Origin of the sequence: Variovorax sp. OK212 (assembly GCF_900112425.1) — a bacterium.
Classification (GTDB): Bacteria; Pseudomonadota; Gammaproteobacteria; order Burkholderiales; family Burkholderiaceae_C; genus Variovorax.
Window position 1 is genome coordinate 1393475 of the sequence record NZ_FOLP01000001.1, and the last position, 25534, is coordinate 1419008.

A 25534-nucleotide genomic window follows, 5' to 3' on the forward strand; every position below is an offset into this window, starting at 1 on the left:
CGATTGCACACCAAGGAAAACCGATGAACGCCCAAGACATCCGAGACCGATTCGCCGCATTGCGCGCCAAGGGCATGCGCCACAAGGACGCCGCCGCGGCCATGGGCCTGTCCGAGGGCGCGGCCGCGGCCGCGCACACCGGCACGCATGACAAGGCCTTGCGCGCCACGCGGCTGCGCGGCCCCTGGGTCGAACTGCTGCAGGCGCTGGAGCTGTGCGGCCCCGTGCTCGCGCTCACGCGCAACGAGACCACGGTGCACGAGAAGACCGGGGTCTACGAGAAGGTCTCGGGCAGCGGCGCGATGGGCATCGCGCTGGGCGAGGCCATCGACCTGCGCCTGTTCTTCAGCCGCTGGCATGCGGGCTTCGCGGTGAGCGAGGCGGCAGCCAACCCGGGCGTGCTACCGTCGCTGAGCCTGCAGTTCTTCAACGCGCAGGGCGTGGCCGTGCACAAGATCTTCGTGCGCGACGCCACCGACCGCGATGCGTTCCAGTCGGTCATCGACACCTACACCGCGACCGGCGAAGAAGCCGGGCCCGTGGCGTTCGTCGCAGCGCAGGACAAGGCCGCGCCGCGCGAGGACGGCGCCGTCGATGCCGCGGGTCTCGCCGAGGCCTGGCGCGGCATGAAGGACACGCACGAGTTCTTCGGCCTGCTCAACAAGTTCAACGTGGAGCGCCAGCAGAGCTTTCGCCTGACCGAGGGCGAGTTCACGCAGCGCGCCGAGCTCGGCGCCATCCGCGCGCTGCTGCAGGAAGCCTCGTTCGACGGCACGCCGATCATGGTGTTCGTCGGCAGCCCGGGCTGCATCCAGATCCACTCCGGCCCCGTGGTGCGCATCGAGCCGATGGAGATGCGCGGCGCCGACGAGAACGCACCGCCGATCCGCTGGCTCAACGTGCTCGACCCGGGCTTCAACCTGCACCTGCGCGAAGACCGCATCGCCAGCGTGTGGATCGTCGAGAAGCCGACCAGCGACGGCGTCGTCACCTCGGTCGAAGCCTTCGACCATACCGGCGAGCTGATGGCCATGTTCTTCGGCGCGCGCAAGCCCGGCACGCCGGAGCTGGAGCCGTGGCGCCACATCGTGCGCGAGCTGCCGCGCCTTCAATCCACCACACCCGCGCCATGACCGCCTTTCACCACATCGCCCGCCGCCTGCCGCAACGCCGCGACGTGCTGCGCCTGATCGGCGCCTCGTCGCTCGGCGCCGCCGCGCTGCCGCTGTTCGCGCAGGACGCGAAGCTGCCGAAGCTCGTGACCGTCAGCGGCGCGATCACCGAGGTGGTCTACCTGCTGGGCGCCGAAGGGCAACTGGTCGGCACAGACACCACCAGCCTGTACCCGGCCGCCGCGCGCGCCACGCCCAAGGTGGGCTACATGCGCCAGCTGTCGGCCGAGGGCCTGCTGTCGCTCAAGCCGGACGCGATCATCGCCACCAATGAATCGGGCCCGAGCGTGGTGCTCGACCAGGTTCGCAGCGCGGGCGTGAAGGTCGAGATCATCGAGGCCGACCACAGCTGGGGCGAGGTGCAGCGCAAGGTGCAGGCCGTGGGCCGCGCCGCCGCGCGCGAGGCGCAGGCGCGCGAACTGCAGGCCAGGCTCGACGCCGAGTGGGCCCGGGTGCAGCAGCGCGTGGCCGATTCAAGGGCGCGCAAGGTGCGCACCCCGCGCGTGCTGTTCGTGCTGTCGCACAGCGCCAGCCCGCAGGTGTCGGGCGAGAAGACCGCCGCGCACTCGGTGATCGGTTTCGCGGGCGGCGTGAACGCGCTCGGCGGCTTCCAGGGCTACCGGCCGATGACGGCAGAGGCCATGGCCAGCGCCGCGCCCGACGTCATTCTCACGAGCACGCAAAGCATCGAGGCCCACGGCGGCGTCGACAGGTTCTGGCAACGGCCCGAACTGGCGCTCACGCCGGCCTTCAAAAAGCGCAGCCTGGTCACGCAGGACGCCTTGCTGCTGCTGGGCTTCGGCCCGCGCACGCCGGCGGCCATTGCCGAACTGCACGAGAAGTTCCTGGCAGCGGTGGCATGAGCCAGCGGTTTTCCGCGCGGGCCGTGCTGGGCGGCAGTGCGCTGCTGCTCGTCGCGGTGTTCATTCTGGGCGCGGTGTCGGGCGCCTATGCCATCAGCCTGCCGCAACTGTGGAAGGTGCTGATGACGCTGGGCCACGGCGCCGACAAGTCGCCCGAGCACCTGGTGTTTCTCAACATCCGCCTGCCGCGCCTGGTGCTCGGCGTGGCGGCGGGCGCGGGGCTCGGCATGGCGGGCACGCTGATGCAGGGGCTGTTTCGCAACCCGCTGGCCGACCCTGGCCTGGTGGGCATCAGCAGCGGTGCCGCGTTGGCCGCGGGCGTGACCATCATCCTGGGCGCGACGCTGTGGCCTTCGCTGCCGCGCACGCTCGGCAGCTGGACGCTGGTGCTCATGGCCTTCGGCGGCGGGCTCTCGGTGACCTTGCTGATCTACAGCCTCTCGCGCAGCGAGGGCGGCACGCGCATGGCGCTGATGCTGCTGGCCGGCATCGCGGTCAATGCGCTGGCGGGCGCGGGGCTCGGCTTTCTCAGCGTGATGGCGACCGACGAGCAACTGCGCAGCCTGCAGTTCTGGCTGCTCGGCAGCCTGGGCGGGGCGCGCTGGAGCGCGGTGCTGCTGGTGGCCGCGGCGGTGCTGCTGGCTTGCCTGGCCGCGCGATCGCTGGCCGCGCCGCTGAACGCCATTGCGCTGGGCGAGGCGCAGGCGGCGCTGCTCGGCGTGGACGTCGAACGCATCAAGCGCCGCGCCATCGTCGTCACGGCCGTGGCCGTGGGGGCGGTGACGGCGACGACCGGGATCATCGGTTTCATCGGGCTGATCGCGCCGCACTGGGTGCGCATGGTCGCCGGGCCCGATCACCGCGTGGTGCTGCCGGCCTCGGCGCTGCTGGGCGCCGCGCTGGTGCTCGCGGCCGACACGGTGGCGCGCACGGCGATGGCGCCGGTCGAGCTGCCGCTGGGCGTGCTCACGGCGTTCATCGGCGTGCCGATGTTTCTCTGGATGCTGCGGCGGTTCAAGGGGCGCATATGACGACGCAATCAGGTTCGCCTCGCGATGCGACGGCGCTGTCGTGTGCCGATGTCGAGGTGCGCATCGGCGAGAAGACGCTGCTCGTCGGTGCCTCCATTGCGCTGGCCGCGGGCAAGGTGACGGCCATCCTCGGGCCGAACGGGGCCGGCAAGTCGACGCTGCTGTCGGTGCTGGCCGGCCAGCGCGCGCCGACGCAGGGCAGGGTGACGCTCGACGGCCGGCCGCTCCAGGCGCACGGCATGCCGGCACTGGCGCTGCGCCGGGCGCTGATGCCGCAGGAAAGCGCGGTCGCCTTCGACTTCACCGCGCAGGAGATCGTGGTGCTGGGCCGCTACCCGCACCGCCGGGCGCCGGGGTGCGACGAGGACGCGATCGTCGAGGAGGCCATGGCGCTCACCGACGTTTCGGCGCTGGCGGGGCGCGTTCTCAACACGCTGTCGGGCGGCGAGAAGGCGCGGGCGCACATGGCGCGGGCATTGGCCCAGCTGTGGCATCCGCGGCCCGATGGCGCGAGCCGCTGGCTGCTGCTCGACGAGCCCACCGCGGCGCTGGACCTCGCGCACCAGCATTCGGCCATGCGCCTGCTGCGTGCCTGGGCCGGGCGCGGCGTGGGCGTGGTGGCGGTGCTGCACGACCTGAACCTGGCGCGGCGCTATGCCGACGAGGTGGTGGTGCTGGGCGGCGATGCTGGCGGGCTGATCCGGGGGCCGGCCGCCGAGGTGCTGCAGCCGGCACTGATCGAGCAGGTCTGGCGCACGCCGTGCCAGAGCGTGACCAGCGCGGACGGCACGGCGCAGTATCTTTTTGGATGATTTCGCCGCCGTACACACGCCGTACACACGCCCTACGCACTCCCTACGCACGCCAGTCGTGCGCAGGGCGCTATCTGAACGACAGCAACCTCAGTAGTTGAGCCGCTCGGGCCGCAGCTCCTGCAGGATCGTGGTCGCGATTTCCTCGATCGACTTGGTGGTGGTCGAGAGCCAGCGGATGCCCGCGCGCCGCATCATCGCCTCGGCCTCGCTCACCTCGTGGCGGCAGTTCTCCAGGCTCGCATAGCGCGAATTCGGCCGGCGTTCGTTGCGGATCTCGCTGAGCCGCTCGGGCTGGATGGTCAGGCCGAAGATCTTCTTGCGGTGCGGCATCAGCGCCGGGGGGAGCTGGCGGCGGTCGAAGTCTTCGGGAATCAGCGGGTAGTTGGCGGCCTTCAGGCCGTGCTGCATCGCCAGGTAGAGCGAAGTCGGCGTCTTGCCGCTGCGGCTCACGCCCACCAAGATGACGTCGGCGCCCTGCAGGTCGCGGTTGCTCTGGCCGTCGTCGTGCTGCAGGCTGAAGTCGATCGCGGCAATGCGGTCGTTGTATTCCTTGCTCTTGCTGACGTCGCTGAAGCGGCCGATGCGGTGGTTGGACTTCATGGCCAGCTCGATTTCGAGCGGGCGCACGAAGGTGCCGAACATGTCCAGCAGCATGCCCTTGCAGCCGGTTTCGATCACTTCCAGCACGTCCATGTTGGCCAGCGTGGTGAAGACGATGGGGCGGACCCCCTCGACTTCCGCCGTGTGGTTGATCTGGCGCACCGCCTGGTGGGCCTTGTCGACGGTGTCGGTGAAGGGCAGGCGCACATGGCGCGGCTTCATCTCGAATTGCGCGAGAACCGCGTTGCCGAATGTTTCGGCCGTGATGCCGGTGCCGTCCGATATGAAGAAAACGGTGCGTGTGTGCATGGTCTTGGGTTCTTGCGGCCTTGTCCTGCGGCGCGTGCGGGCCTGCCACGCCTACAATCCGGCCCATTATCGGGAATCCGCTTTCCCAACCCCCCAATTCTTTCCATGCACACCGCGACTGCACCCAAAGCAACGACAACGATCGTGCCGCGCCGTCTGCATGCGGCACCGGTTTCAACTTCTGGAGCTTCCCCATGTCTGCACTTTTCGACGCGACCGCCCTGGTCGTACCGTTTGAAAACCTGAGAATGACCGACGTCGAGTCGGTCGGCGGCAAGAACGCCAGCCTCGGCGAGATGATTTCGCAGCTTCCCCAGGGCGTGCGGGTGCCGACCGGTTTCGCGACCACGGCCCACGCATTCCGACAGTTCCTGGCCCATGACGGCCTGGCCGACAAGATCAGCAAGCGCCTGGCCGCGCTCGACACCGAAGACGTGCGCGCGCTGGCCACCGCCGGCGCCGAGATCCGCGCCATGGTCGAAGCCCAGCCTTTCCCCGCTGACCTGCAGAAAGCCATCGGCGAGGCCTTTGCCACGCTGAGCGCCGGCAACCCGGCCGCCTCGTTCGCCGTGCGTTCCTCGGCCACCGCCGAAGACCTGCCCGACGCCTCGTTCGCGGGCCAGCAGGAAACCTTCCTGAACGTGGTCGGCATCGAAGACGTGCTGCACAAGATGAAGGAGGTGTTCGCCTCCCTGTACAACGACCGCGCCATCAGCTACCGCGTGCACAAGGGCTTCGAGCACGACGTGGTCGCGCTGTCGGCCGGCGTGCAGCGCATGGTGCGCTCCGACCTCGGCGCCGCCGGCGTGATGTTCACCATCGACACCGAATCGGGCTTCGAAGACGTGGTGTTCATCACCTCGAGCTACGGCCTGGGTGAAACGGTGGTGCAGGGCGCCGTGAACCCCGACGAGTTCTATGTGCACAAGCCGACCCTGAAGGCCGGCAAGAAGGCCGTGATCCGCCGCAACCTCGGTTCCAAGCTGATCCAGATGGAATTCGCCACGCCCGAAGAGAAGAAGGCGAGCGGCAAGCTGGTGAAGACCACCGACGTCAAGGCCGAGCAGCGCAACCGCTACTCGCTGAGCGACGCCGACGTCGAGCAGCTCGCCAGGTACGCGCTGGTGATCGAGGACCACTACGGCCGCCCGATGGACATCGAGTGGGGCAAGGACGGCACCGACGGCCATCTGTACATCCTGCAGGCCCGTCCCGAGACGGTGAAGAGCCAGCAGCAGGGCAAGGCCGAGCAGCGCTACAAGCTGCTGGGCAAGGGCGCCGTGCTGGCCGAGGGTCGTGCCATCGGCCAGAAGATCGGTACCGGCGCCGTGCGCCTGGTGCACAACATCAGCGAAATGGACCAGGTGCAGGCCGGCGACGTGCTCGTCACCGACATGACCGACCCCAACTGGGAACCGGTGATGAAGCGCGCCGCCGCCATCGTCACCAACCGCGGCGGGCGCACCTGCCACGCGGCCATCATCGCGCGCGAACTCGGCATTCCGGCCGTGGTCGGCTGCGGCGACGCCACCGACCTGCTGAAGGACGGCACGCTCGTCACCGTGAGCTGCGCGGAAGGCGACACCGGCTTCATCTACGACGGCCTGCTCGAGACCGAAGTGACCGAAGTGCAGCGCGGCGTGATGCCCGAGATCGACCTGAAGATCATGATGAACGTGGGCAACCCGCAGCTCGCCTTCGACTTCGCGCAGCTGCCGAACCACGGCGTGGGCCTGGCCCGCCTGGAGTTCATCATCAACAACAACATCGGCGTGCACCCGAAGGCCATCCTCGACTATCCGAACGTCGACAACGACCTGAAGAAGGCCGTGGAGTCGGTGGCCCGCGGCCATGCGTCGCCGCGCGCGTTCTACGTCGACAAGGTCGCCGAAGGCATTGCGACCATCGCCGCCGCGTTCTGGCCCAAGCCCGTGATCGTGCGCCTGTCGGACTTCAAGTCGAACGAGTACCGCAAGCTGATCGGCGGCAGCCGCTACGAGCCGGAAGAAGAAAACCCGATGCTGGGCTTCCGTGGCGCCGCGCGCTACCTGAGCGCCGACTTCGGCGAGGCCTTTGCCATGGAATGCGAGGCGCTCAAGCGCGTGCGCAACGACATGGGCCTGACCAACGTGCAGATCATGGTGCCCTTCGTGCGCACGCTGGGCCAGGCCGAGCGCGTGACCGGCCTGCTGGGCGAGCACGGCCTGAAGCGCGGCGAGAACGAGCTCAAGCTGATCATGATGTGCGAGGTGCCGAGCAACGCCATCCTGGCGGACGAGTTCCTGCAGTTCTTCGACGGCTTCTCGATCGGTTCGAACGATCTGACCCAGCTCACGCTGGGCCTGGACCGCGATTCGGGTCTCGAGCTGCTGGCGGCGGACTTCGACGAGCGCGACCCCGCCGTGAAGGCCATGCTGAGCCGCGCCATCAAGGCCTGCAAGTCGCAGGGCAAGTACGTCGGCATCTGCGGCCAGGGCCCCAGCGACCACCCGGACTTCGCGCTGTGGCTGGCGGAGCAGGGCATCGAGTCGATCTCGCTGAACCCCGACAGCGTGATCGACACCTGGCAGCAACTGGCCAATCGCTGAGCCGGAAAAGCAGGAAAAGCCGGAAGACCTGGAAAAACGGCGAGCCCGCGCGCCCGCCGCGCGACGCACTGCGGGAATCCCCATGGAGGGATTTCCCGTGTCAGCTTGGTGTCATTGAAACAAAATGCGTTTCCGGTGTCAGACTTGTGTCTTAACGGGGCGCATCCCGGCAGCTCGCGGGGGACACCAGCATGATTCTTGTCAAGACAGACGTCGGCCATCAGGTCCTCAAGGACCGCTCGGTGCCGCTCACGCCGCGCCAGCGCTCGGCGTTCATCCTGTTCGACGGCAAGCGCTCGGTCGATGACGTGGTCGCCGCGGGCATGGGCATCACCGCGGAAGACATCGAGCAGATGGTCGAACTGGGCGTGCTGGCGCCGATGGGCGGCAAGCCTGTAGCCGCGCCGGTCGCGCCCGTTCCCGAGATTCCGAAGCCTGCCGCACCCGCGGTCGCATCCGCGCCTGCACCTGCAGCCGCGGGGACAGCGGGTGGTTCGGGCCGCAGCAAGCAGCAGCGCTACAAGGACGCCTACCCGATCGCCACGCAGCTCACGGGCAGCCTTGGCCTGATGGGCTTTCGGCTCAACCTGCAGGTCGAGGGCACCACCAGCTACGAAGACCTCGCGGCGCTGGCGCCGAAGATCCGGGCCGCCGTCGGGCCGGAGAAGGCCGCGGCGCTGGACAGGGCGCTCAACGACTGAGCACCCTTGCCGGGATGGCAAATCCAGGGCTATAATCGCCGGCTTTGCCTTGCCACACTGCGCCAGACGCTGCAGGTGGCTTTTCCCTCTTCTTCGGAAGAATCCACAAGGAGTGCCATGCGTCACTACGAAATCATTTTGCTGATCCACCCGGATCAGAGCGAACAAGTTCCGGCCATGCTGGAGCGCTACAAGGGCCTGATCACGGCCGGCGGCGGCAAGATCCACCGCGTTGAAGACTGGGGCCGCCGTCAGCTGGCATACCAGATCAACAAGCTCAACAAGGCTCACTACCTGTGCGTCAACATCGAAGCTGAACAAGCTGTGATGGGCGAACTGGAACACGCGTTCAAGTTCAACGACGCCGTGCTGCGCCACCTGACCGTTCAGAAGAAGAAGGCCGACACCGGTCCTTCGTCGATGATGAAGACGGTCGAGCGCGAAGAAGCCCGCAAGGCTCAGCAGGCCGAATACGCCGCCAACAACAACTGATGGTGTGAATGCCGCCGCTGCGGCAACAGGGGTCAATCAGCTGCTGCTGAGCGCCTCGGTTGCCGAACTCGGAGTCCTGCGATACACGCCAGCCGGCTTGCCCGCCATCGACCTGAAGCTCGAACACGAGTCGACGCTCCAGGAGGCAGGCAAACCCCGGCAGGTGAAGACGGCCCTCAAGGCCGTTGCCTTCGGCGCCATCGCCGAACGGCTCGCAAGGCAGTCGATGGGAAGTCTCTGGCGTTTCCAGGGTTTTCTCGCCACACCGGGCAACGGCAAGCATCCGGTCCTGCATGTGCAGGACTTCCAGCAAGATTAATTTTTCGAGAGGTCCATCATGGCCACGTTCAAGAAATTCAACAAAGACAAGCGCCCGAAGCGCAACACCCAGTCGCTGCTGTTCAAGCGCAAGCGCTTCTGCCGCTTCACCGTCGCTGGCGTCGAAGAAATCGACTACAAGGACATCGACACGCTGCGTGACTTCATCAGCGAAAACGGCAAGATCATCCCCGCACGCCTGACCGGCACGCGCGCGATCTACCAACGCCAGCTGAACACCGCCATCAAGCGCGCGCGCTTCCTGGCCATGGTGCCGTACAGCGACCAGCACCGCGTCTAAGGAGTCGAGAACATGCAAATCATTCTTCTGGACAAGGTTGTCAACGTCGGTGGTCTGGGCGATATCGTCAAGGTCAAGGACGGCTACGCACGCAACTTCCTGATCCCGACGGGCCTGGCCCGCCGCGCCACCGCTGCCAACAAGGCCGAATTCGAAGCCAAGCGCGCCGAACTCGAAAAGGCTGCGGCCGCCAAGCTGGCCGAGTCGCAAGCCCAAGGCGAAAAGCTCGGTGGCACGACCATCAAGCTGACGCAAAAGGCTGGCGTGGACGGCCGTCTGTTCGGTTCGGTCACCAACGGCGACATCGCCGAAGAGCTGAACAAGCAAGGCTACAAGGTTGTCAAGGCGCAAGTTCGCCTGCCCAACGGCCCGATCAAGGTTGTTGGCGACAGCAGCGTGAGCGTTGCGCTGCACACCGACGTGGTGGTCGACATCAACGTGACGGTCTACGGCGAAACCGCCTGATCGCTCCCAGCGCTTTGTGCGCTGCTGCAGAAGCCGCCCTCGGGCGGCTTTTCTTTTTTTGTGCCCAGGTTTTCCAGCCCGTTGCACTGGAAGATCACCGTTTATTCACAACCTTGTCCACACACGCACGCGCGTGCGCGGCTTAGCATGCAGGGTTGCAAGGGAAGTCCATGTCCGCCGTTTTCTCCTATGCCGACAATGCCCCGTCGGCCGATCGCCAGGTTGCCCAACTCCGCATTCCGCCTCACTCCATCGAGGCCGAGTCGAGCGTGCTCGGCGGCCTGCTGCTCGACAACGGCGCGTGGGACCGCATGGGCGACCTGCTGGTCGACGGCGACTTCTACCGCCACGAACACAAGCTGATCTACGCGGCCATCGGCGGGCTGATCAATGCCAGCAAGCCGGCCGACGTGATCACGGTCTACGAGCAGCTGCAGAACCTCGGCAAGGCCGACGACATCGGCGGACTGGTCTACCTGAACTCGCTGGCGCAGTACGTGCCCAGCGCGAGCAACATCCGGCGCTACGCGGAAATCGTGCGCGAGCGCTCGATCCTGCGCAAGCTCGTCTCCGCCAGCGACGAGATCGCGACCAACGCCTTCAACCCGCAAGGCAAGGCGGTCGACAAGATCCTGGACGAGGCCGAGCAGAAGATCTTCAACATCGGCGAAGAAGGCACGCGGATGAAGCAGGGCTTCCAGAGCATGGACGCCCTGGTGGTCGAGCTGCTCGACCGCGTGACCGAGATGGCCGAGAACCCGAATGACATCACGGGCGTTCGCACCGGCTTCCACGACTTCGACAAGATGACCTCGGGCCTGCAACCCGGCGACATGATCGTGCTGGCCGCGCGTCCGTCGATGGGCAAGACCTCGCTCGCGATCAACATCGCGGAGCACGTGGCGCTCGAAGAGGGGCTGCCGGTGGCGGTGTTCTCCATGGAAATGGGCGCCTCCCAGCTGGCGGTGCGTATCGTGGGCTCCATCGGCCGCATCGACCAGGGCCACCTGCGCACCGGCAAGCTCAGCGACGAAGAGTGGCCGCGGTTGACCGAAGCCATCGAGAAGCTGCGCACGGTGTCGCTGCACATCGACGAGACGCCGGGCCTCTCGACCAGCGAACTTCGCGCCAATGCGCGCCGGCTTGCGCGCCAGTACGGGCGGCTGGGCCTGATCGTGGTCGACTACCTGCAGCTCATGTCGACCAGCAGCTCCGGCGACGAAAACCGCGCCACGGCCGTGGGCGAAATCTCGCGCGGTTTGAAGATGCTGGCCAAGGAACTGAAGTGCCCGGTGATCGCGCTGTCGCAGCTCAGCCGCGGCGTCGAAAGCCGCACCGACAAGCGCCCCATGATGAGCGACTTGCGCGAGTCCGGCGCCATCGAGCAGGACGCGGACATCATCATGTTCATCTACCGCGACGACTACTACAACAAGGAGTCGAAGGAGCCGGGCGTGGCCGAGGTGATCATCAGCAAACACCGTAACGGGCCCACAGGCACCATCAAGCTCGCCTTCCTGAAGCCGATCACCAAGTTCGAGAACCTGGTCGGCTACAGCAACAACGACGAATACTGACCGCGGTCAACGCGGTCAACGCGCTCAGCGCGCTCAGCGCAATCAGCGCAATCAGCGCGGCCCGCCGGCATTCCAGGGCGGTGCGTCGGCGGGGTTCTGCGGCACGACCTTGCCGTGCGTGGTTTCGGCTTTCAACTGCCGCAGCATGTCGGCCAGCGTCTTGCCCGGTTCGTCGCGAAAGCGCTCCACCAGCAGTTCGATCGCATCCATGCGGTCGAGCCTGAAGCCCCTGAAGTCGTTGCGCAGTTCGCACCAGGTCGACAGCGTCCACACCTTCCCCCAGTAGAAGCAGCCGAGCGGCCGCACCGTGCGCTCGCTGGCATCGCCCGACACGTCGCGGTACTGCAGCCGCAGCTTGTTGTGCGACTGCACGGCCTCGCGCAACGTCTGCAGCCTCGCGCGCAGGGTGTGGTCCAGGCCCAGCGCGGGCGCGTACAGGGCCAGCGCTTCGGCCGACACACGCGCCGCCGGCGGCAGCACCGACAGGATCTTGCCCAGCCCTGTCTCGATGTCGCGCGCCAGCGCCGGATCGACCCAGCTTTGCGCGAGCCGCGCCGCTGCCACGAGCGCCGAAGCCTCGTCCTGCGTGAACATCAGCGGCGGCAATTCGAAGCCCGCGCCCAGCCGGTAGCCCACGCCGGCCTCACCCTCGATGGGCACGCCCTGGTGCTGCAGGTCGGCCACGTCGCGGTACACGGTGCGCTCGGACACCTCCAGGCGCTGCGCTAGGAAGGCGGCCGTGGTCAGGCGGCGGCCGCGGATGAGCTGCACGAGCTGGAAGAGGCGGTCGGCGCGGCGCATCAGCGGGTTCCCGTGAGCTTCTTCGCGAAGTCTTCGACGAAGTAGCGCTTGCCGCGCTGCACGACGGCGTGGCCCTCGGCCTCGAGCTTGGACATCTGCGCGTCGATGCCACCGGGGTACTTGGGGTTGAGTTCGCCGCCGATCTTGAGGGTGCGCCAGTAGGGCGTCTGGCGGCCTTGCTGCGCCGGTGCTTCTTCGGCCGCATGCGCGACCATGTGCGCGAAGATCGCCGTGGTCACGGTGCAGCCGATGGTGGCCTCGTGGCGCACCGCAATGTCTTGGCCGATGCCCATCACGGTGACGAGCCGGCCCTCGGGAATGCTGCGCATGGCGGCTTCCACTTCCCGCGGCGACGGCGTGGCGATCGTGCCCTCGCCATGCCTGGGGCGCAAGGCGGCGGGAATCGCCTTGACGCTCGGCAGGTGAGGGTAGCTGGCCAGCCTGTCGTGCCAGCTCTTCTTGAGGCTCATGCAACTCCGATGTGGATCGCCACCTTGTCGGGCCCTTCGTAGGCTTCGAAATCGCTGCGGTAGCGGCGCGCGATTGTCGGGTGCGCCTCGAAATACTGCCAGATGCGCTGCCAGGTGGCGATGACCATCTGCGGCATCTCGCCCTGGCCGGTGAAGACGAGGTAGTCGCCGGCCTCGATGGCCACGCTGCCTTCGCCGCTGGTCACTGCGACGCCGGCCGTCACGTCGAAGGCGCCGTTGGCGTCGGATTCGTAGGCCGAGTACACGCCGAAGATGCGGGTGTCGCCGTTGCGGTGCGGCGTCGACGCGTAGGTCTGTTCACCGAAGAAGCGACCCCACAGCGCACCGAGCCGGGCGGTTGCGGGGATGCTTTCCTCGCGGTTGGTGGTGCGTTCCGTGAGGCCCGCGACGCGGAAGGCGTCGTGGTGTTGGCGGATGGGTTCCATGTGTTCTGTTCTCTTCAAAGTGCCAGTGTCTTCAGGTCGGCCTTCATGGCCTGGGCGATCAGCTTCATGTCGTCGTCGCCGACGTCGAACATGCCGAAGCGGAATTTATAGCCCCACAGCTTCGGGTTCTCGATGAAGGCGAGGCGCTCGATCAACGGCGCGATCGGCGCCTCGTGCGCGCCCGTGTAGGCCACGTCGCGGCGCCACGGGACGAAGCCGTTGCCCATGTCGAACTCGTAGGGCGCGCCAGTTTGCACGATGCCGATCGACACGAAGCTCTGCAGCTTGTCGGTGCCGCTGAACACCGTGGCCGGCGAGTAGTAGACGACACGGTCGCCGCCCGAAATCCGCTTGAGAGGCGCGTGCTTGCCATGGCAGGCCTGCATGAAGCCGAGCGGGCGGTGGTCGCGGCCGCGGCGCGCGTGTTCGGCGCTGGCCACGGCGATCCAGTTGCGCTGCGTCATGGCGGTGGCTCAGTCGAGGGCGTGCAGGCCGACTTCGTTGCCTTCGGTGTCGCGCATGTGGGCGATGAAACCCATGCCGGGCGGCAATGCGGACTTGGGCGCCACGATCTGGCCGCCGGCGGCCTCGATGCGCGCGAGCACGGCGTCGATGCCGGGCATGCAGTCGAGGTAGATGCGGATGCCGGTGCCGGCGCGCGCGCTGGCGCTGGCGCCGGCCTGCAGGGCGCCGCCCGTGGCGGGTTTGTCGTACGGGAAGATGGCCAGCGTCTCGCCGCCGATGTTTTCGCGGCGCAGCTTGCGGCCCAGCACGGTCTCGTAGAAGGCCTGGGCGCGGTCGATGTCGGCGACCGGGATCTCGAACCAGCTGATGACGTTCTGCTTGTACATGGGGACTCTCTTTCGTGTCGGTTGAAGGAGCCCCGATGGTGCGACCCGCCTCCTGACAACGTGTTGTCAGGAGCCTGTCACGGCGGGCGAAAAAAAGCCCGCGATGCTCTTGCGAGCATGCGGGCTTCTTGCAGGTCGAGAACTGGCGAGCGGACGGGTCGGCTGTCCGGCCGTCAGAGCACGTCGCTGGCGAAATCGGCCAGGCGCGAGCGTTCGCCGCGCGCCAGCGTGATGTGCCCGCCGTGCGGCCAGCCCTTGAACTTGTCGACCGCGAAGGTCAGGCCCGAGGAGCCTTCCGTCAGGTACGGCGTATCGATCTGCGCCAGGTTGCCCATGCAGATGATCTTGGTCCCGGGGCCGGCACGGGTGATCAGCGTCTTCATCTGCTTGGGCGTGAGGTTCTGCGCCTCGTCGATGATCACGTACTTGTTGAGGAAGGTGCGCCCGCGCATGAAGTTCATGCTCTTGACCTTGATGCGGCTGCGGATCAGCTCGTTGGTGGCCGCGCGGCCCCACTCGCCGGCACCACCGCCGTCGCCCTTGGCCAGGAACTCGAGGTTGTCGTCGAGCGCGCCCATCCAGGGGCCCATCTTTTCTTCTTCCGTGCCGGGCAGGAAGCCGATGTCCTCGCCCACGCTCACGGTGGCGCGGGTCATGATGATCTCGGTGTAGCGGCGGTCGTCGAGCACCTGCGTGAGGCCGGAGGCCAGCGCCATCAGGGTCTTGCCGGTGCCGGCGGTGCCGGTCAGCGTGACGAAGTCGATCTCGGGGTCCATCAGCAGGTTCATCGCGAAGTTCTGCTCGCGGTTGCGGGTGTTCACGCCCCACACGGCGTTCTTGCCCGAGCTGTAGTCCTTCAGTGTCTTGAGCACCGCGGTCTTGTCGCGGATCTCGGTGACGCGCGCGTACATGCTCGGTTCACCGGGCGCCTCGAAGTACACGAACTGGTTGATGTACAGGTTGGGTACCAGCGGACCGCTGATCCGGTAGAACGTGTTGCTGCCGCTCTGCCAGCTCTCCACGGTCTTGCTCTGGCGGGTCCAGAAGTCGGCCGGCAGTGCCAGCGAACCCGCGTAGAGCAGGTCGCCGTCTTCCAGCGTCTTGTCGTTCTGGTAGTCGTCGGCGGCCAGGCCCAGCGCGCGCGCCTTGACGCGCATGTTGATGTCCTTGGACACCAGCACCACTTCCTGCCTGGGCTTGCCGGGCTTGTCGGTGGCGTACTCGTCGCGCAGTGCCTGCACCACGCCCAGGATCTGGTTGTCGGCCTTGCCCTGCGGCAGGCTGACCGGCAGCGAGTAGTCGAGCGGGGCGGTCTGGAAGAACAGCCTGCCGCCGGCCTCGCGGTGGCCGGTGGTGTCGAGCTTCAGGCCCTTGTCGATGTCGGCGTCCTGCGCACCGGCCAGCGCGTCGAGCGTGCGGCTGGTCTGGCGGCCGTTGCGCGCGACTTCGGTGGTGCCCTTCTTGTGGCCGTCGAGTTCTTCCAGCACGATCATCGGCAGGAAGATGTCGTGCTCCTCGAAGCGGAACAGGCACATCGGGTCGTGCAGCAGCACGTTGGTGTCGAGCACGAACAGCTTGGCCGGTCCGGTGGACTTGCTGCGCTTGGTGCGGGCCGGGGCCTGCGGTGCGGCCACCGGGGCAGGGGCGGGCGCGGCCGGGGAGACCGTGGGCACGCGCGTCTCGACCTGGATGGCCACGGGCTGCTGCGGCGCGCTCACCGGCACGGGAGCGGGTGTGGACGCGGGCACGGGCACGGGCACCGGTTTGGCCTTGGCCTTGGCCCGGCGCGACGGACGGGCGGTTTCGCCGCCGCCTTCGGCGCCGAGGTTGTCGAACAGTTCCAGCGGCTGCGGGCCGCGCGAACCGGCATCGTCAGCACGTTCTTCGCCGGACCGGCGCGAGCCCCTGTGCGAGGACCGGGCGGGCGCGTCGATCGCGTCCGGCGAGAGCAATGCAGCGCGTTTCGTGGGGGCGGGAGGCAATGGCATGTGTCAGATCGCTCGCAGAAAGTAGGAACCAGAAAACGAAAAAGCCGCCTGTAGACCAAGGCGGCTTTGTTCGGGGGATGCGGTCGTGGAGCTCAACGGCATGAGGCCATTATGCACACCCCGGATGACGGCCCGGCTGCTCTTTACGCGCTGCGTTGGGCATTCCCCACGCAGCGCTGCCAAAGCGCCGGACCGGCGAGCTGTTCGCCCGCCGCGGCCGTCAGGCGGCCTTCTTGAGGGCCTTGACAGCCTTGAGCACGTCGTCGACATGGCCCGGGACCTTGAGTCCGCGCCATTCGGCCTTCAGGATGCCGTCGGCGCCGATCAGGAAGGTGCTGCGCTCGATGCCCTTGACCTTCTTGCCGTACATGATCTTGTTCTTGACCACGCCGAACATGTGGCACATCTTCTCTTCGGTATCGGCAATGAGCTCGAAGGGGAGTTCGAGCTTGGCCTTGAACTCGTCGTGCGACTTCATGTTGTCGCGCGAAACGCCGAACACCGTGGCCCCTGCCTTTTCGAAATCCTTGTAGCGGTCGCGGAATTGCATCGCTTCGGTGGTACAGCCCGGAGTGTTATCTTTCGGGTAAAAGTACATGACCAGCACGTGGCCGAGATGCGAGGTATTCGAGACCTTGAGGCCGCCCGTGGCGTTGGCGTCGAATTCAGGAATGGGTTTGTTGACAACGATCGCCATGAAACTTGTTTTCTCCGTTAGATTCCGTCTTCGAGCCCTCTCGCACCGTTTTCAGACGGGCTTGCTCGAAGAATGAAGGATTGGTCGTTGCTAACTTTGGGGTAGCGGGCCTGTTCGCAACCCAGTATTTTACCCCGAAAACACCCGCCTCAGTCAGCCGCAGGGCTCTCGACGAGCAGGGCAGCGATGACATGCCTGCCTTCGCCGGCCAGGATGTTGTAGGTTCGGCAGGCTGCGGCGGTGTCCATGGTCTCCACACCGGTGCGCTGTGCCATCAGTGGCCGCAGCCATGCGGGCTGGGGAAACCGGATTCGGCTTCCGCTGCCGAAAATGATCAATTCCGCGCCCAGCGAGGCCAGTTGCGCGAAATGTTCCGGCCCGATCTGCTCGAAGCTCGAACAATCCCAGGCGAAGCGCTCTCCGCGTGAGCCGACGACCACGCTGCCTTCGACCTTTTCGTTGTTGATCGCCACCCAGCCGGGGCCGTGTGCGGTGAGGGATTGGGCGTCGGATTTGTCGGGCTGGAGCTTCATCTGTGCACTGGGAACTGTGGTCAAATTATAGGTTTTCCCTAGTGACACGAGCCCTCGCAAGGGCTTTTTCCAGGCGTGGCCCTCCGGGCCTGTAACTCCGAGTAAGCAACCCGTTAACCCGAGCCCGGGAGGGCCCTTTGAAGCAGCTCAAGAAATCGGCCAAGCTGGCCAACGTCCTCTACGACATCCGCGGTCCCATCATGGACGCCGCCAAGCAGATGGAAGAGGACGGCCAGAAGATCATCAAGCTCAACATCGGCAACCTCGCCGTGTTCGGCTTCGATGCCCCGGAGGAAATCCAGCAGGACATGGCGCGCAACCTGCCGATTTCCGCCGGTTACTCCGACAGCAAGGGCGTCTTCGCCGCGCGCAAGGCGGTGATGCATGAGACGCAGAAGCAGGGCATCACGGGCGTCACGCTCGACGACATCTACCTCGGCAACGGCGCCAGCGAGCTGATCGCCATGTCGACCAACGCGCTGCTCGACGACGGCGACGAGCTGCTGCTCCCGGCCCCCGACTACCCGCTGTGGACCGCCTCCACCAGCCTGTCCGGCGGCACCCCCGTGCATTACCTGTGCGACGAGGCCAATGGCTGGATGCCCAACCTGGACGACATCCGCGCCAAGATCACGCCGCGCACCAAGGGCATCGTGGTCATCAACCCGAACAACCCGACCGGCGCGCTGTATTCCGACGATCTGCTGAAGAGCATCGTGGCCATCGCGCGCGAGCACGGCCTGGTCATCTTCGCCGACGAGGTCTACGACAAGGTGCTGTACGACGGTGTCAAGCACACCGCCATCGCCAGCCTGTCGAGCGACGTGCTCACGCTGACCTTCAATTCGCTTTCCAAGAGCTACCGTTCGTGCGGCTACCGCGCCGGCTGGCTCGTGGTGTCGGGCGACAAGCGCAGTGCGCAGGACTACATCGAGGGCCTGAACATGCTCTCGAACATGCGCCTGTGCGCCAACGTGCCCGGCCAGTGGGCCATCCAGACGGCGCTCGGCGGCTACCAGAGCATCAACGACCTCGTGTGCGATGGCGGCCGCCTGCGCCGCCAGCGCGACCTGGCCTACGAGCTCATCACCGCCATTCCCGGCGTGAGCTGCGTCAAGCCCAGCGCCGCGCTCTACATGTTCCCCAAGCTCGACCCCGAGGTCTACCCGATCGAGGACGACCGCCAGTTCTTCCTCGAGCTGCTGAAGGAAACCCGCGTGATGCTGGTGCAGGGCACCGGCTTCAACTGGGCCACGCCCGACCACTTCCGCATCGTGTTCCTGCCCCATGAGGACGATCTGCGCGAGGCCATCAACCGCATCGCGAAGTTCCTGGAGCAGTACCGCTTGCGCCGCAAGACGCGCCCATGAAGCCGGCCTGCGTCGCTGCCGCCCTGTCGCTTGCCGCGCTGTCTGCGCTTTCTGCGGCCGCCGCCGACAAGGCGCCCGTTTCCTTCTCGCACAACGACTGGGAACTGGCCTGCGACAACACGCGCACCTGCCGCGCAGCCGGCTACCAGCAGGACGGCGAGCCGGTGTCGATGCGCATCACCCGCAAGGCCGGGCCCGGCACCACGGTCGACATCGCGCTGCAAGCTGGCGGCGAAGACGAGCTCAAGGGCCCGTTGCGCCTGAAGGTCGGCAAGGCCACCGTGTCCGGCCTCGAGGGTGGCTCTCCCAGCCTCGACGCCAACCAGGTCCGCACCGTGCTGCCCGAACTCCTCAAGAGCGACGATGCCACCCTCACGGCCGGCGGCGGCAAGAAGCGGGTGCTCTCGCTGTCCGGCCTCAACGCCGTGCTGTTGAAGATGGACGAAGCCCAGGGCCGTGTCGACACGCCGGGCGCGCTGGTGCGCCGCGGTGGCAAGCCCGAATCCTCCGTGCTGGCGGCGCTGCCGATGCCCGTCGTCAATGCGCTCAAGCCCGTCAAGGCGCGCCCCGGCGACGATGCCCTGGCGGCGCGCATCTTTCCCTCTCTCAAGTTGAGCGAAGCCGACGGCCCCTGCAACAGCATGGACGCGGTGCAAGCGAAGTCGCTTCAGGTCCACCGCCTGACCGACAGCAAGGTCCTGCTGTCGCTGGAATGCAGCGTGGGTGCCTACAACTCCACCAGCCAGCTCTGGATCGCCAACGACAAGCCGCCCTATGCGCCATCGGCCCTCGAAGCCAACGGCGATTTCGACGACAAGGACGCCAGCGTCTCCTCCGTCATGAGGGTCCGCGGCGTCGGCGACTGCGTGTCGAGCGAAACCTGGCACTTCGACGGCAAGGGCTTCGTGCGAACCGGCGCCACCATCGACAGCCTGTGCCGCGACTTTCCCGGCGGCGCCTGGAACTTGCCCCGCTACGTCAGCCGCGTCGTGAACGCCACGCCGTCCGCCACCCCATCCAAACCATGAACGCAACGAGTGCGACTCTCCCAATGAAACCCATCCAAGTAGGCCTGCTCGGCGCAGGCACGGTCGGCAGCGGCACCTTCAAGGTGCTCCAGCGCAACCAGGAAGAAATCAAGCGCCGCGCCGGCCGCGGCATCGAGATCACCATGGTGGCCGACCTCGACACCGCCCGCGCCCGCGAAGTGGCCGGTGAAGGCGTCAAGGTGGTCGCCGATGCGCGCGAGATCATCGCCAACCCCGACATCGACATCGTCATCGAGCTCATCGGCGGCTACGGCATCGCCAAGCAACTCGTGCTCGAGGCCATCGCGGCCGGCAAGCACGTGGTCACCGCCAACAAGGCGCTGCTCGCGGTGCACGGCACCGAGATCTTCGCGGCCGCGCACGCCAAGGGCGTGATGGTGGCCTTCGAGGCCGCGGTGGCCGGCGGCATCCCGATCATCAAGGCGCTGCGCGAAGGCCTCACGGCCAACAGCATCCAGTGGCTGGCCGGCATCATCAACGGCACCACCAACTTCATCCTGTCCGAGATGCGCGACAAGGGCCTGGACTTCGCGACCGTGCTCAAGGAAGCGCAACGCCTGGGCTACGCCGAAGCCGACCCGACCTTCGACATCGAAGGCGTGGACGCCGGCCACAAGGTCACGCTGATGAGCGCCATCGCCTTCGGCATTCCGGTGCAGTTCGACAAGGCCCACATCGAAGGCATCACCAAGCTCGCCGCGCAGGACATCAAGTACGCCGAACAGCTGGGCTACCGCATCAAGCTGCTGGGCGTCACCAAGCGCACCGCCAAGGGCATCGAGCTGCGCGTGCACCCGTCGCTCGTGCCGTCCAAGCGCCTGCTGGCCAACGTCGAAGGCGCAATGAACGCCGTGGTCGTGCACGGCGATGCCGTGGGCACCACGCTGTACTACGGCAAGGGCGCCGGCAGCGAGCCGACCGCCAGTGCCGTGATCGCCGACCTGGTCGACATCACCCGCCTGCACACCGCCGACGCCGCGCACCGCGTGCCGCACCTGGCCTTCCATCCGGACGCCATGAGCGACCTGAAGGTGCTGCCCATGTCCGAAGTCGTCACCAGCTACTACCTGCGCCTGCGCGTGGCCGACCAGGCCGGCGTGCTCGCCAAGGTGACGGGCCTGCTCGCCACCGCCGGCATCAGCATCGACGCCGTGCTGCAGCGCGAAGCCGACGAAGTGGGCGGCGAAGGCTCCACGCAGACCGACCTGATCATCCTCACGCACGACGCGCGCGAGGGCACCGTCAACGACGTCATGGCCGAGCTGCAGGCGCTGCCGACCGTGCTCGAACCTATCGTGCGCATCCGCAAGGAAGAGCTGTCCTGACCGTCATGGAACGCCGGTGTGCCCACGCTGATCGCCACCTTCGCGCTGGTCGGGTTGCTCCGCTTCGCGCACGTGGAGCTTCCTCGCTGGCACCTGGCGTTCTGGTTCGCGGTGCTGGTCGTGCTGGCGCTGTTCGCGAGCCTCGGATGGTGGCAACTTGCGCTCAATGGGGCGGGCAGCTTCCTGGCAGCCTGGGCCTACTTCTGCGCGCTCGATGCGACGGACAATGTCGAATACCGGGCATTGCACTACGTCGTTCTTTTCTTCGGTCTGTTGGCCTTGATCGGCTCTCGCTTCTGGCTTGATATCCGTCACTATGGAATCGGTCTCTAGGAATATCCTGTGAACTACCTGAGCACCCGCGGCCACCCCGACCGCAAGCGCTTCTGCGAAATTCTCCTCGAAGGCCTCGCGCCGGACGGCGGCCTCTACCTGCCCGAGCAATATCCGCAGGTCGACACCGCCACGCTTGCCAAATGGCGCGCGCTGCCCTACGCCGAGCTGGCGTTCGAGATCCTCTCGCTCTACATCGACGACATTCCGCCGGCCGACCTGAAGGCGATCTGCGCGAAGACCTACACCGCCGACGTGTTCGGCTCCGAAGAGATCGTGCCGCTGCGCGAGCTCGAGGACGGCGTGTACCTCGAAGCCCTGTCCAACGGCCCCACGCTGGCCTTCAAGGACATGGCGATGCAGCTGCTGGGAAACCTGTTCGAGTACGAGCTGACCCGCCGCGGCGCGGAGCTCAACATCCTGGGCGCGACCAGCGGCGACACCGGCAGCGCGGCCGAGTACGCCATGCGCGGCAAGAAGGGCGTGCGCGTGTTCATGACCTCGCCGGACGGCCGCATGAGCCCGTTCCAGCAGGCACAGATGTTCAGCCTGCAGGACGAGAACATCCACAACATCGCCATCACTGGCGTGTTCGACGACTGCCAGGACATCGTCAAGGCGGTGTCGAACGACCTGGCCTTCAAGCGCAAGTACCGCATCGGCACGGTCAACTCGATCAACTGGGCGCGCCTGCTGGCGCAGGTCGTCTACTACTTCGCGGGCTACTTCCAGGCCACGGCGGGCAACGACAAGCCCGTGAGCTTCACGGTGCCCTCGGGCAACTTCGGCAACGTCTGCGCGGGCCACGTGGCACGCATGATGGGCCTGCCGATCCAGACGCTGGTGGTCGCCACCAACGAGAACGACGTGCTCGACGAGTTCTTCCGCACCGGCGTCTACCGCGTGCGCGCGTCGGTCGACACGCACGAGACCTCGAGCCCGTCGATGGACATCAGCAAGGCCAGCAATTTCGAGCGCTTCGTGTTCGACCTGGTCGGGCGCGACGCCGCCAGGCTGCGCAAGCTGTTCGTGGAAGACCTGGGCCTGCAGGGCAGCTTCGACCTGAGCGCCGACCCGGTGTTCGAGCAGGCCGCCGGGCGCTTCGGCTTCAAGAGCGGACGCAGCACGCACGCCGACCGCCTGGCCACCATCCGCGACACCGACAAGCGCTTTGCCACGCTGGTCGACCCGCACACCGCCGACGGCCTGAAGGCCGCGCGCGAACAGCTCGCGCCGGGCGTGCCGATGGTGGTGCTGGAGACCGCGCTGCCCATCAAGTTCGCCGCCACGCTGGTCGAGGCGCTGGGCGAAGAACCCGCGCGGCCGAAGAAGTTCGAAGGCATCGAGGCGCTGCCCAAGCGCGTCGTGAAGCTGCCGGCCGACGCCGAGGCCGTGAAGGCCTACATCGCCGAAAACTGTGACTGACCCCGGTCGCGCCCCCGCATGAAGGTCGTCGGTTTCGCCGGTTATTCGGGCGCGGGCAAGACCACGCTGCTTGAGCGCCTCATTCCGGCGCTCAAGCAGCTCGGCCAGCGCGTGTCGGTGGTCAAGCACGCGCACCACAAGTTCGACATCGACCATCCCGGCAAGGACACCTACCGCCACCGCGAGGCCGGTGCCTTCGAGGTGGTGGTGGCGTCCGACAAGCGGCTCGCGGTCATGCGCGAGTTCGAGGTGCCGGTGGAGCTCGATGTGCACCAGCTGCTGGCCGAGGTGCACCCGGCCGCCGACTGGGTGCTGGTCGAGGGCTTCCGGCACAGCGACGTGCTGAAGATCGAGATCTGGCGCCAGCCCGAGGGCAGCGAGCCGTCGCGCCCGGTGCTCTACGTCGACGATCCGTTCGTCACCGCCATTGCCACGGACGACCCCGCCAGCCTGCCGTCGCCCACCGAGCGGCCGCTGTTCGACCTCAACGACGCCGAGGCCATTGCGAAGTGGTTGATCGACAGCGGCGAGCGCTTCGAATACAACCCCGAACACCATGGCTGACACACCCGTTCCCGCTCCCGTTCCTTTTTCGGCCTCTTCGCTGCGCCCGCCGCTGATGCCGCTCGACGAAGCCATCGCGGTCCTGCTCGCGAAGGCCACGCCGGTGTTGCCCGCCGAAAGCGTCGGCACCTTCGACGCCGACGGCCGCGTGCTGGCGCAGGACCTGGTCTCGGGCCTCACCGTGCCGCCGCGCGACAACAGCGCGATGGACGGCTACGCCGTGCGCGTGGCCGACTGCGCCGCGCCGGGCGCCGAACTGACCGTGGCGCAGCGCATTCCCGCGGGCACCGTCGGCACCGCGCTGGCGGCGGGCACCGCGGCGCGCATCTTCACGGGCGCGCAGATTCCCGAAGGCGCCGACGCGGTCGTGATGCAGGAAGACACCGCGGCCACGCCTCAGGAAGGCAGCCTGGGCTCGGTGCGCATCGCCATCGTGCCGGCCGCCGGCCAGTGGGTGCGCCGCGCGGGCGAAGACGTGGCTTCGGGCGACGTCGTGCTCAGGCAGGGCGAGCGCCTCACGCCCGCCGCGCTCGGCCTCGCCGCCAGCGTGGGCTTCGACCGCCTGCAGGTCGCGCGCAAGCCGCGCGTGGCCATGCTCTCGACCGGCGACGAGCTGGTGATGCCCGGCGAAGTCACGCCCGACGCCATGAAGCCCGGCGCGATCTACAACTCGAACCGCTTCTTCATGCGCGCCTTGCTGCACCGCCTGGGCTGCGAGGTGAACGACCTGGGCATCGTGCCCGACAACCGCGAGGCGACCATCGCGGCGCTGCGCGACGCGGCCGAAAGCAGCGACCTGATCATCACGACCGGCGGGGTCTCCGTCGGCGAGGAAGACCACATCCGCGCGGCGCTGCAGTCGCTCGGCGAGCTGCAGCTCTGGTCGCTGTCGATGAAGCCCGGCAAGCCCTTTGCCTACGGTTCCATCGCGCGCGGCAACGGGCAGGGCGCCTGCCATGTGACGGGGCTGCCCGGCAACCCGGTGTCCAGCTTCCTGACCTTCCTGATGCTGGTGCGGCCCTTCCTGCTGACGCTGCAGGGCGCCACGCGGGTCGCGCCCGAAGCCGTGCAGATGCGCGCCGATTTCGACTGGCTGCGCGCCGACAAGCGCCGCGAGTTCCTGCGCGCGCGGCGCAACGCGGCGGGCGGGCTCGAGCTGTTCGGCAACCAGAGCTCGGGCGTGCTCACCTCGATGGTCTGGGGCGACGGCGTGGTCGACAACCCGGCGGGCCACACCATCCGGTCGGGCGACACCGTCGACTTCATTCCCTTCGCCTCGCTGCTCGGCTGAACCGCGCCATGAAAGTCCGGATCCGTTATTTCGCCTCGGTGCGCGAGGCGCTTTCCAGCAGCGGCGAAACCGTCGACACGCAGGCCGCCACGCTCGCGGCATTGCGCGACGAACTCATCGCGCGCGGCGGCGCCTACGCCACCGCGCTGGCACGCGGCAAAGCGGTGCGCATGGCGCTCGACCAGCTCATGAGCGACGAAGCCGCCGCGCTGGGCGACGACTGCGAAGTGGCTTTCTTCCCGCCCGTCACGGGCGGTTGAGGCGGGCGTCCAGCGCCACCAGGCGCTCGCGCAGGCCGTTGGACGCGCGGGTCATCGGCGAGCGCAACTCGTCCTGCATCTGGCCCGTGTGCGCGAGCAAAGCCTTCAGCGGGCCGGGGTTGGGTTCGGCAAACAGCATTTCCACCAGCGGCTGCAGCGCCTGCCATTCGGTACGCGCCTCGGCCAGGCGGTTGTCCGCCAGCAGGCGCACCAGCTGCACGAAGCGGCGCGTCTGCACGTTGCCGCTGGCCGCGATGGCGCCCACGCCGCCTTCGGCCATGGTTGCGAAGATCTGGTGGTCTTCGCCCGTCAGCACCTGCAGCCGGCCGTCGGCAATCACCGCGCGCGTCTTGGCCATGTCGCCGCCGCAGTCCTTGATGGCATGGATGCGCGGGTGCGCGGCCAGCGCCAGCAGCGTGTCGCGGGCGATGGTGACGCCGGTGCGGTAGGGAATGTCGTAGACCAGCACCGGCACCGTGCTGGCATCGGCGATGGCGTGGAACCATTCGAGCAGGCCGGCCTGCGAGGGGCGCACGTAGTGCGGCGCGGCCACCAGCAGGCCCGCCAGCGGGCGTTCCGAGAGCTTGCGGGCCCAGGCCGTGGCCTTGCCCAGGTGGTAGCCCGAAATGCCCATGACGACCGGCAAACCGCCTGCCGCGCCCAGCACCGTGTCGAGCATGGCGAGCTGTTCGGCCTCGTCGAGCGCGGCGGCCTCGCCGGTCGAGCCGCAGGGCACGAAGCCGGTCACGCCGTCCTCGGCGAGGCGGCGGGTCAGCGCGGCAAGGGCGGCGTGGTCGACCGCACCGTCCCGGAACGGGGTGACGAGCGCCACCCAGAAGCCGGAGAAATCAGGCGCGGTGGGAGAGGTTGGGGATGTGGTGTCGAGTTGTAGAGGCACG

Annotated in this window: 29 protein-coding genes; 19 read left to right on the forward strand and 10 right to left on the reverse strand. The window is 67.2% G+C overall.

From position 1 onward, the window contains the following. Positions 1-23: 23 nt before the first annotated feature. Genes BM004_RS06445 through BM004_RS06460 form a run of 4 tightly spaced genes read left to right on the forward strand, consistent with a single transcriptional unit; the run spans position 24 to position 3878 of the window. Positions 24-1133, forward strand: coding sequence for a hemin-degrading factor (locus BM004_RS06445; protein ID WP_093211890.1), 1110 nt, complete (start codon positions 24-26; stop codon positions 1131-1133). Continuing rightward, complete coding sequence (locus BM004_RS06450) at positions 1130-2035, forward strand: heme/hemin ABC transporter substrate-binding protein (RefSeq protein ID WP_093125011.1); 906 nt, start codon at positions 1130-1132, stop codon at positions 2033-2035. Before BM004_RS06445 ends, BM004_RS06450 begins: the two co-directional genes overlap by 4 nt. Further along, positions 2032-3066, forward strand: a complete 1035-nt coding sequence (locus tag BM004_RS06455) for a FecCD family ABC transporter permease (RefSeq protein ID WP_093211892.1) — start codon at positions 2032-2034, stop codon at positions 3064-3066. Before BM004_RS06450 ends, BM004_RS06455 begins: the two co-directional genes overlap by 4 nt. After that, the gene (locus BM004_RS06460) at positions 3063-3878 is read left to right on the forward strand and encodes a heme ABC transporter ATP-binding protein (RefSeq protein ID WP_093211894.1); all 816 of its coding nucleotides are present in this window, start codon (positions 3063-3065) and stop codon (positions 3876-3878) included. Before BM004_RS06455 ends, BM004_RS06460 begins: the two co-directional genes overlap by 4 nt. Before the next feature lie 90 nt (positions 3879-3968). Here the strand turns inward: BM004_RS06460 and BM004_RS06465 are convergent, their stop codons facing one another. After that, positions 3969-4790 carry a posphoenolpyruvate synthetase regulatory kinase/phosphorylase PpsR gene (locus tag BM004_RS06465; RefSeq protein ID WP_093125018.1) on the reverse strand — a complete coding sequence of 274 codons (822 nt, stop codon included), beginning with the start codon at positions 4788-4790 and terminating at the stop codon, positions 3969-3971. A gap of 194 nt (positions 4791-4984) precedes the next feature. Here BM004_RS06465 and ppsA point away from each other — a divergent pair, with 194 nt between their 5' ends. From ppsA to dnaB, 7 genes are all read left to right on the forward strand, one after another. Beyond that, positions 4985-7378, forward strand: a complete 2394-nt coding sequence (gene ppsA / locus BM004_RS06470; protein ID WP_093125020.1) for a phosphoenolpyruvate synthase — start codon at positions 4985-4987, stop codon at positions 7376-7378. Positions 7379-7569: 191 nt separating this feature from the next. Further along, positions 7570-8079 (forward strand): hypothetical protein, encoded by a 510-nt coding sequence (locus BM004_RS06475; RefSeq protein ID WP_093211896.1) that lies wholly within the window; start codon positions 7570-7572, stop codon positions 8077-8079. Positions 8080-8196: 117 nt separating this feature from the next. Beyond that, entirely contained in the window at positions 8197-8571 is a 375-nt protein-coding gene (rpsF, locus tag BM004_RS06480; protein ID WP_093125029.1) for a 30S ribosomal protein S6, read from the forward strand. A gap of 4 nt (positions 8572-8575) precedes the next feature. Next, positions 8576-8890, forward strand: a complete 315-nt coding sequence (priB, locus tag BM004_RS06485) for a primosomal replication protein N (RefSeq protein ID WP_093125031.1) — start codon at positions 8576-8578, stop codon at positions 8888-8890. A gap of 18 nt (positions 8891-8908) precedes the next feature. Further along, positions 8909-9190 carry a 30S ribosomal protein S18 gene (gene rpsR / locus BM004_RS06490; RefSeq protein ID WP_007830781.1) on the forward strand — a complete coding sequence of 94 codons (282 nt, stop codon included), beginning with the start codon at positions 8909-8911 and terminating at the stop codon, positions 9188-9190. A 12-nt stretch (positions 9191-9202) separates the two neighbouring features. After that, positions 9203-9655, forward strand: a complete 453-nt coding sequence (gene rplI, locus BM004_RS06495; protein ID WP_093125033.1) for a 50S ribosomal protein L9 — start codon at positions 9203-9205, stop codon at positions 9653-9655. 170 nt (positions 9656-9825) lie between these two features. Further along, positions 9826-11232 (forward strand): replicative DNA helicase, encoded by a 1407-nt coding sequence (gene dnaB, locus BM004_RS06500; protein ID WP_093125036.1) that lies wholly within the window; start codon positions 9826-9828, stop codon positions 11230-11232. Positions 11233-11283: 51 nt separating this feature from the next. Here dnaB and BM004_RS06505 read toward each other — a convergent pair whose 3' ends face one another. From BM004_RS06505 to BM004_RS06540, 8 genes are all read right to left on the reverse strand, one after another. Further along, complete coding sequence (locus tag BM004_RS06505) at positions 11284-12033, reverse strand: helix-turn-helix transcriptional regulator (protein ID WP_093211899.1); 750 nt, start codon at positions 12031-12033, stop codon at positions 11284-11286. Then, positions 12033-12503 (reverse strand): MGMT family protein, encoded by a 471-nt coding sequence (locus BM004_RS06510; protein WP_093211901.1) that lies wholly within the window; start codon positions 12501-12503, stop codon positions 12033-12035. Before BM004_RS06510 ends, BM004_RS06505 begins: the two co-directional genes overlap by 1 nt. Next, positions 12500-12949 (reverse strand): GyrI-like domain-containing protein, encoded by a 450-nt coding sequence (locus BM004_RS06515; protein ID WP_177206369.1) that lies wholly within the window; start codon positions 12947-12949, stop codon positions 12500-12502. Before BM004_RS06515 ends, BM004_RS06510 begins: the two co-directional genes overlap by 4 nt. Positions 12950-12963: 14 nt before the next feature. Further along, a complete protein-coding gene (locus BM004_RS06520; RefSeq protein ID WP_093125046.1) occupies positions 12964-13413 on the reverse strand; it encodes an EVE domain-containing protein in 450 nt (149 codons plus the stop codon). Positions 13414-13422: 9 nt separating this feature from the next. Further along, the gene (locus tag BM004_RS06525; protein WP_093125049.1) at positions 13423-13800 is read right to left on the reverse strand and encodes a VOC family protein; all 378 of its coding nucleotides are present in this window, start codon (positions 13798-13800) and stop codon (positions 13423-13425) included. Between the two features lie 173 nt (positions 13801-13973). Next, positions 13974-15788 (reverse strand): PhoH family protein, encoded by a 1815-nt coding sequence (locus tag BM004_RS06530; RefSeq protein ID WP_093211903.1) that lies wholly within the window; start codon positions 15786-15788, stop codon positions 13974-13976. 220 nt (positions 15789-16008) lie between these two features. Then, the gene (locus BM004_RS06535; RefSeq protein WP_007830801.1) at positions 16009-16485 is read right to left on the reverse strand and encodes a peroxiredoxin; all 477 of its coding nucleotides are present in this window, start codon (positions 16483-16485) and stop codon (positions 16009-16011) included. Between the two features lie 149 nt (positions 16486-16634). Beyond that, a complete protein-coding gene (locus BM004_RS06540) occupies positions 16635-17018 on the reverse strand; it encodes an Mth938-like domain-containing protein (protein WP_093125054.1) in 384 nt (127 codons plus the stop codon). Between the two features lie 137 nt (positions 17019-17155). Between BM004_RS06540 and BM004_RS06545 the strand changes: the two genes are divergently transcribed. Genes BM004_RS06545 through BM004_RS06580 form a run of 8 tightly spaced genes read left to right on the forward strand, consistent with a single transcriptional unit; the run spans position 17156 to position 24635 of the window. Beyond that, positions 17156-18388, forward strand: coding sequence for a pyridoxal phosphate-dependent aminotransferase (locus BM004_RS06545; protein ID WP_093125057.1), 1233 nt, complete (start codon positions 17156-17158; stop codon positions 18386-18388). Beyond that, positions 18385-19416 carry a DUF1176 domain-containing protein gene (locus tag BM004_RS06550; RefSeq protein ID WP_093211905.1) on the forward strand — a complete coding sequence of 344 codons (1032 nt, stop codon included), beginning with the start codon at positions 18385-18387 and terminating at the stop codon, positions 19414-19416. Before BM004_RS06545 ends, BM004_RS06550 begins: the two co-directional genes overlap by 4 nt. Positions 19417-19439: 23 nt before the next feature. Next, positions 19440-20762: a homoserine dehydrogenase gene (locus tag BM004_RS06555; protein WP_093125062.1), complete on the forward strand. Its 1323-nt coding sequence runs from the start codon at positions 19440-19442 to the stop codon at positions 20760-20762. Between the two features lie 18 nt (positions 20763-20780). Beyond that, positions 20781-21095, forward strand: coding sequence for a response regulator (locus BM004_RS06560; protein ID WP_093125064.1), 315 nt, complete (start codon positions 20781-20783; stop codon positions 21093-21095). A gap of 9 nt (positions 21096-21104) precedes the next feature. Beyond that, positions 21105-22520, forward strand: coding sequence for a threonine synthase (gene thrC / locus BM004_RS06565; protein WP_093211907.1), 1416 nt, complete (start codon positions 21105-21107; stop codon positions 22518-22520). 18 nt (positions 22521-22538) lie between these two features. Then, the gene (gene mobB, locus BM004_RS06570; protein ID WP_093125070.1) at positions 22539-23084 is read left to right on the forward strand and encodes a molybdopterin-guanine dinucleotide biosynthesis protein B; all 546 of its coding nucleotides are present in this window, start codon (positions 22539-22541) and stop codon (positions 23082-23084) included. Further along, positions 23077-24375, forward strand: coding sequence for a molybdopterin molybdotransferase MoeA (gene glp, locus BM004_RS06575; RefSeq protein WP_093211909.1), 1299 nt, complete (start codon positions 23077-23079; stop codon positions 24373-24375). The genes mobB and glp overlap by 8 nt, the downstream gene beginning before the upstream one ends. Before the next feature lie 8 nt (positions 24376-24383). Then, positions 24384-24635, forward strand: a complete 252-nt coding sequence (locus tag BM004_RS06580) for a MoaD/ThiS family protein (protein ID WP_093125075.1) — start codon at positions 24384-24386, stop codon at positions 24633-24635. Here BM004_RS06580 and dapA read toward each other — a convergent pair. Next, positions 24622-25533 carry a 4-hydroxy-tetrahydrodipicolinate synthase gene (dapA, locus tag BM004_RS06585; protein WP_093211911.1) on the reverse strand — a complete coding sequence of 304 codons (912 nt, stop codon included), beginning with the start codon at positions 25531-25533 and terminating at the stop codon, positions 24622-24624. The two genes, BM004_RS06580 and dapA, sit on opposite strands and share 14 nt — an antisense overlap. Position 25534 lies beyond the last annotated feature (1 nt).

Excerpts from the sequence above, each read along its gene's own strand:
- rplI (WP_093125033.1), top strand. The coding sequence starts at position 9,203 with ATGCAAATCATTCTTCTGGACAAGGTTGTCAACGTCGGTGGTCTGGGC.
- rpsR (WP_007830781.1), top strand. The coding sequence starts at position 8,909 with ATGGCCACGTTCAAGAAATTCAACAAAGACAAGCGCCCGAAGCGCAAC.
- BM004_RS06515 (WP_177206369.1), bottom strand. The coding sequence starts at position 12,949 with ATGGAACCCATCCGCCAACACCACGACGCCTTCCGCGTCGCGGGCCTC.
- ppsA (WP_093125020.1), top strand. The coding sequence starts at position 4,985 with ATGTCTGCACTTTTCGACGCGACCGCCCTGGTCGTACCGTTTGAAAAC.
- BM004_RS06465 (WP_093125018.1), bottom strand. The coding sequence starts at position 4,790 with ATGCACACACGCACCGTTTTCTTCATATCGGACGGCACCGGCATCACG.
- BM004_RS06475 (WP_093211896.1), top strand. The coding sequence starts at position 7,570 with ATGATTCTTGTCAAGACAGACGTCGGCCATCAGGTCCTCAAGGACCGC.
- BM004_RS06555 (WP_093125062.1), top strand. The coding sequence starts at position 19,440 with ATGAAACCCATCCAAGTAGGCCTGCTCGGCGCAGGCACGGTCGGCAGC.
- dnaB (WP_093125036.1), top strand. The coding sequence starts at position 9,826 with ATGTCCGCCGTTTTCTCCTATGCCGACAATGCCCCGTCGGCCGATCGC.
- BM004_RS06535 (WP_007830801.1), bottom strand. The coding sequence starts at position 16,485 with ATGGCGATCGTTGTCAACAAACCCATTCCTGAATTCGACGCCAACGCC.
- BM004_RS06450 (WP_093125011.1), top strand. The coding sequence starts at position 1,130 with ATGACCGCCTTTCACCACATCGCCCGCCGCCTGCCGCAACGCCGCGAC.
- mobB (WP_093125070.1), top strand. The coding sequence starts at position 22,539 with ATGAAGGTCGTCGGTTTCGCCGGTTATTCGGGCGCGGGCAAGACCACG.
- BM004_RS06445 (WP_093211890.1), top strand. The coding sequence starts at position 24 with ATGAACGCCCAAGACATCCGAGACCGATTCGCCGCATTGCGCGCCAAG.
- BM004_RS06540 (WP_093125054.1), bottom strand. The coding sequence starts at position 17,018 with ATGAAGCTCCAGCCCGACAAATCCGACGCCCAATCCCTCACCGCACAC.
- rpsF (WP_093125029.1), top strand. The coding sequence starts at position 8,197 with ATGCGTCACTACGAAATCATTTTGCTGATCCACCCGGATCAGAGCGAA.
- BM004_RS06525 (WP_093125049.1), bottom strand. The coding sequence starts at position 13,800 with ATGTACAAGCAGAACGTCATCAGCTGGTTCGAGATCCCGGTCGCCGAC.
- BM004_RS06510 (WP_093211901.1), bottom strand. The coding sequence starts at position 12,503 with ATGAGCCTCAAGAAGAGCTGGCACGACAGGCTGGCCAGCTACCCTCAC.
- BM004_RS06455 (WP_093211892.1), top strand. The coding sequence starts at position 2,032 with ATGAGCCAGCGGTTTTCCGCGCGGGCCGTGCTGGGCGGCAGTGCGCTG.
- BM004_RS06520 (WP_093125046.1), bottom strand. The coding sequence starts at position 13,413 with ATGACGCAGCGCAACTGGATCGCCGTGGCCAGCGCCGAACACGCGCGC.
- BM004_RS06550 (WP_093211905.1), top strand. The coding sequence starts at position 18,385 with ATGAAGCCGGCCTGCGTCGCTGCCGCCCTGTCGCTTGCCGCGCTGTCT.
- BM004_RS06580 (WP_093125075.1), top strand. The coding sequence starts at position 24,384 with ATGAAAGTCCGGATCCGTTATTTCGCCTCGGTGCGCGAGGCGCTTTCC.
- BM004_RS06460 (WP_093211894.1), top strand. The coding sequence starts at position 3,063 with ATGACGACGCAATCAGGTTCGCCTCGCGATGCGACGGCGCTGTCGTGT.
- BM004_RS06505 (WP_093211899.1), bottom strand. The coding sequence starts at position 12,033 with ATGCGCCGCGCCGACCGCCTCTTCCAGCTCGTGCAGCTCATCCGCGGC.
- BM004_RS06530 (WP_093211903.1), bottom strand. The coding sequence starts at position 15,788 with ATGCCATTGCCTCCCGCCCCCACGAAACGCGCTGCATTGCTCTCGCCG.
- glp (WP_093211909.1), top strand. The coding sequence starts at position 23,077 with ATGGCTGACACACCCGTTCCCGCTCCCGTTCCTTTTTCGGCCTCTTCG.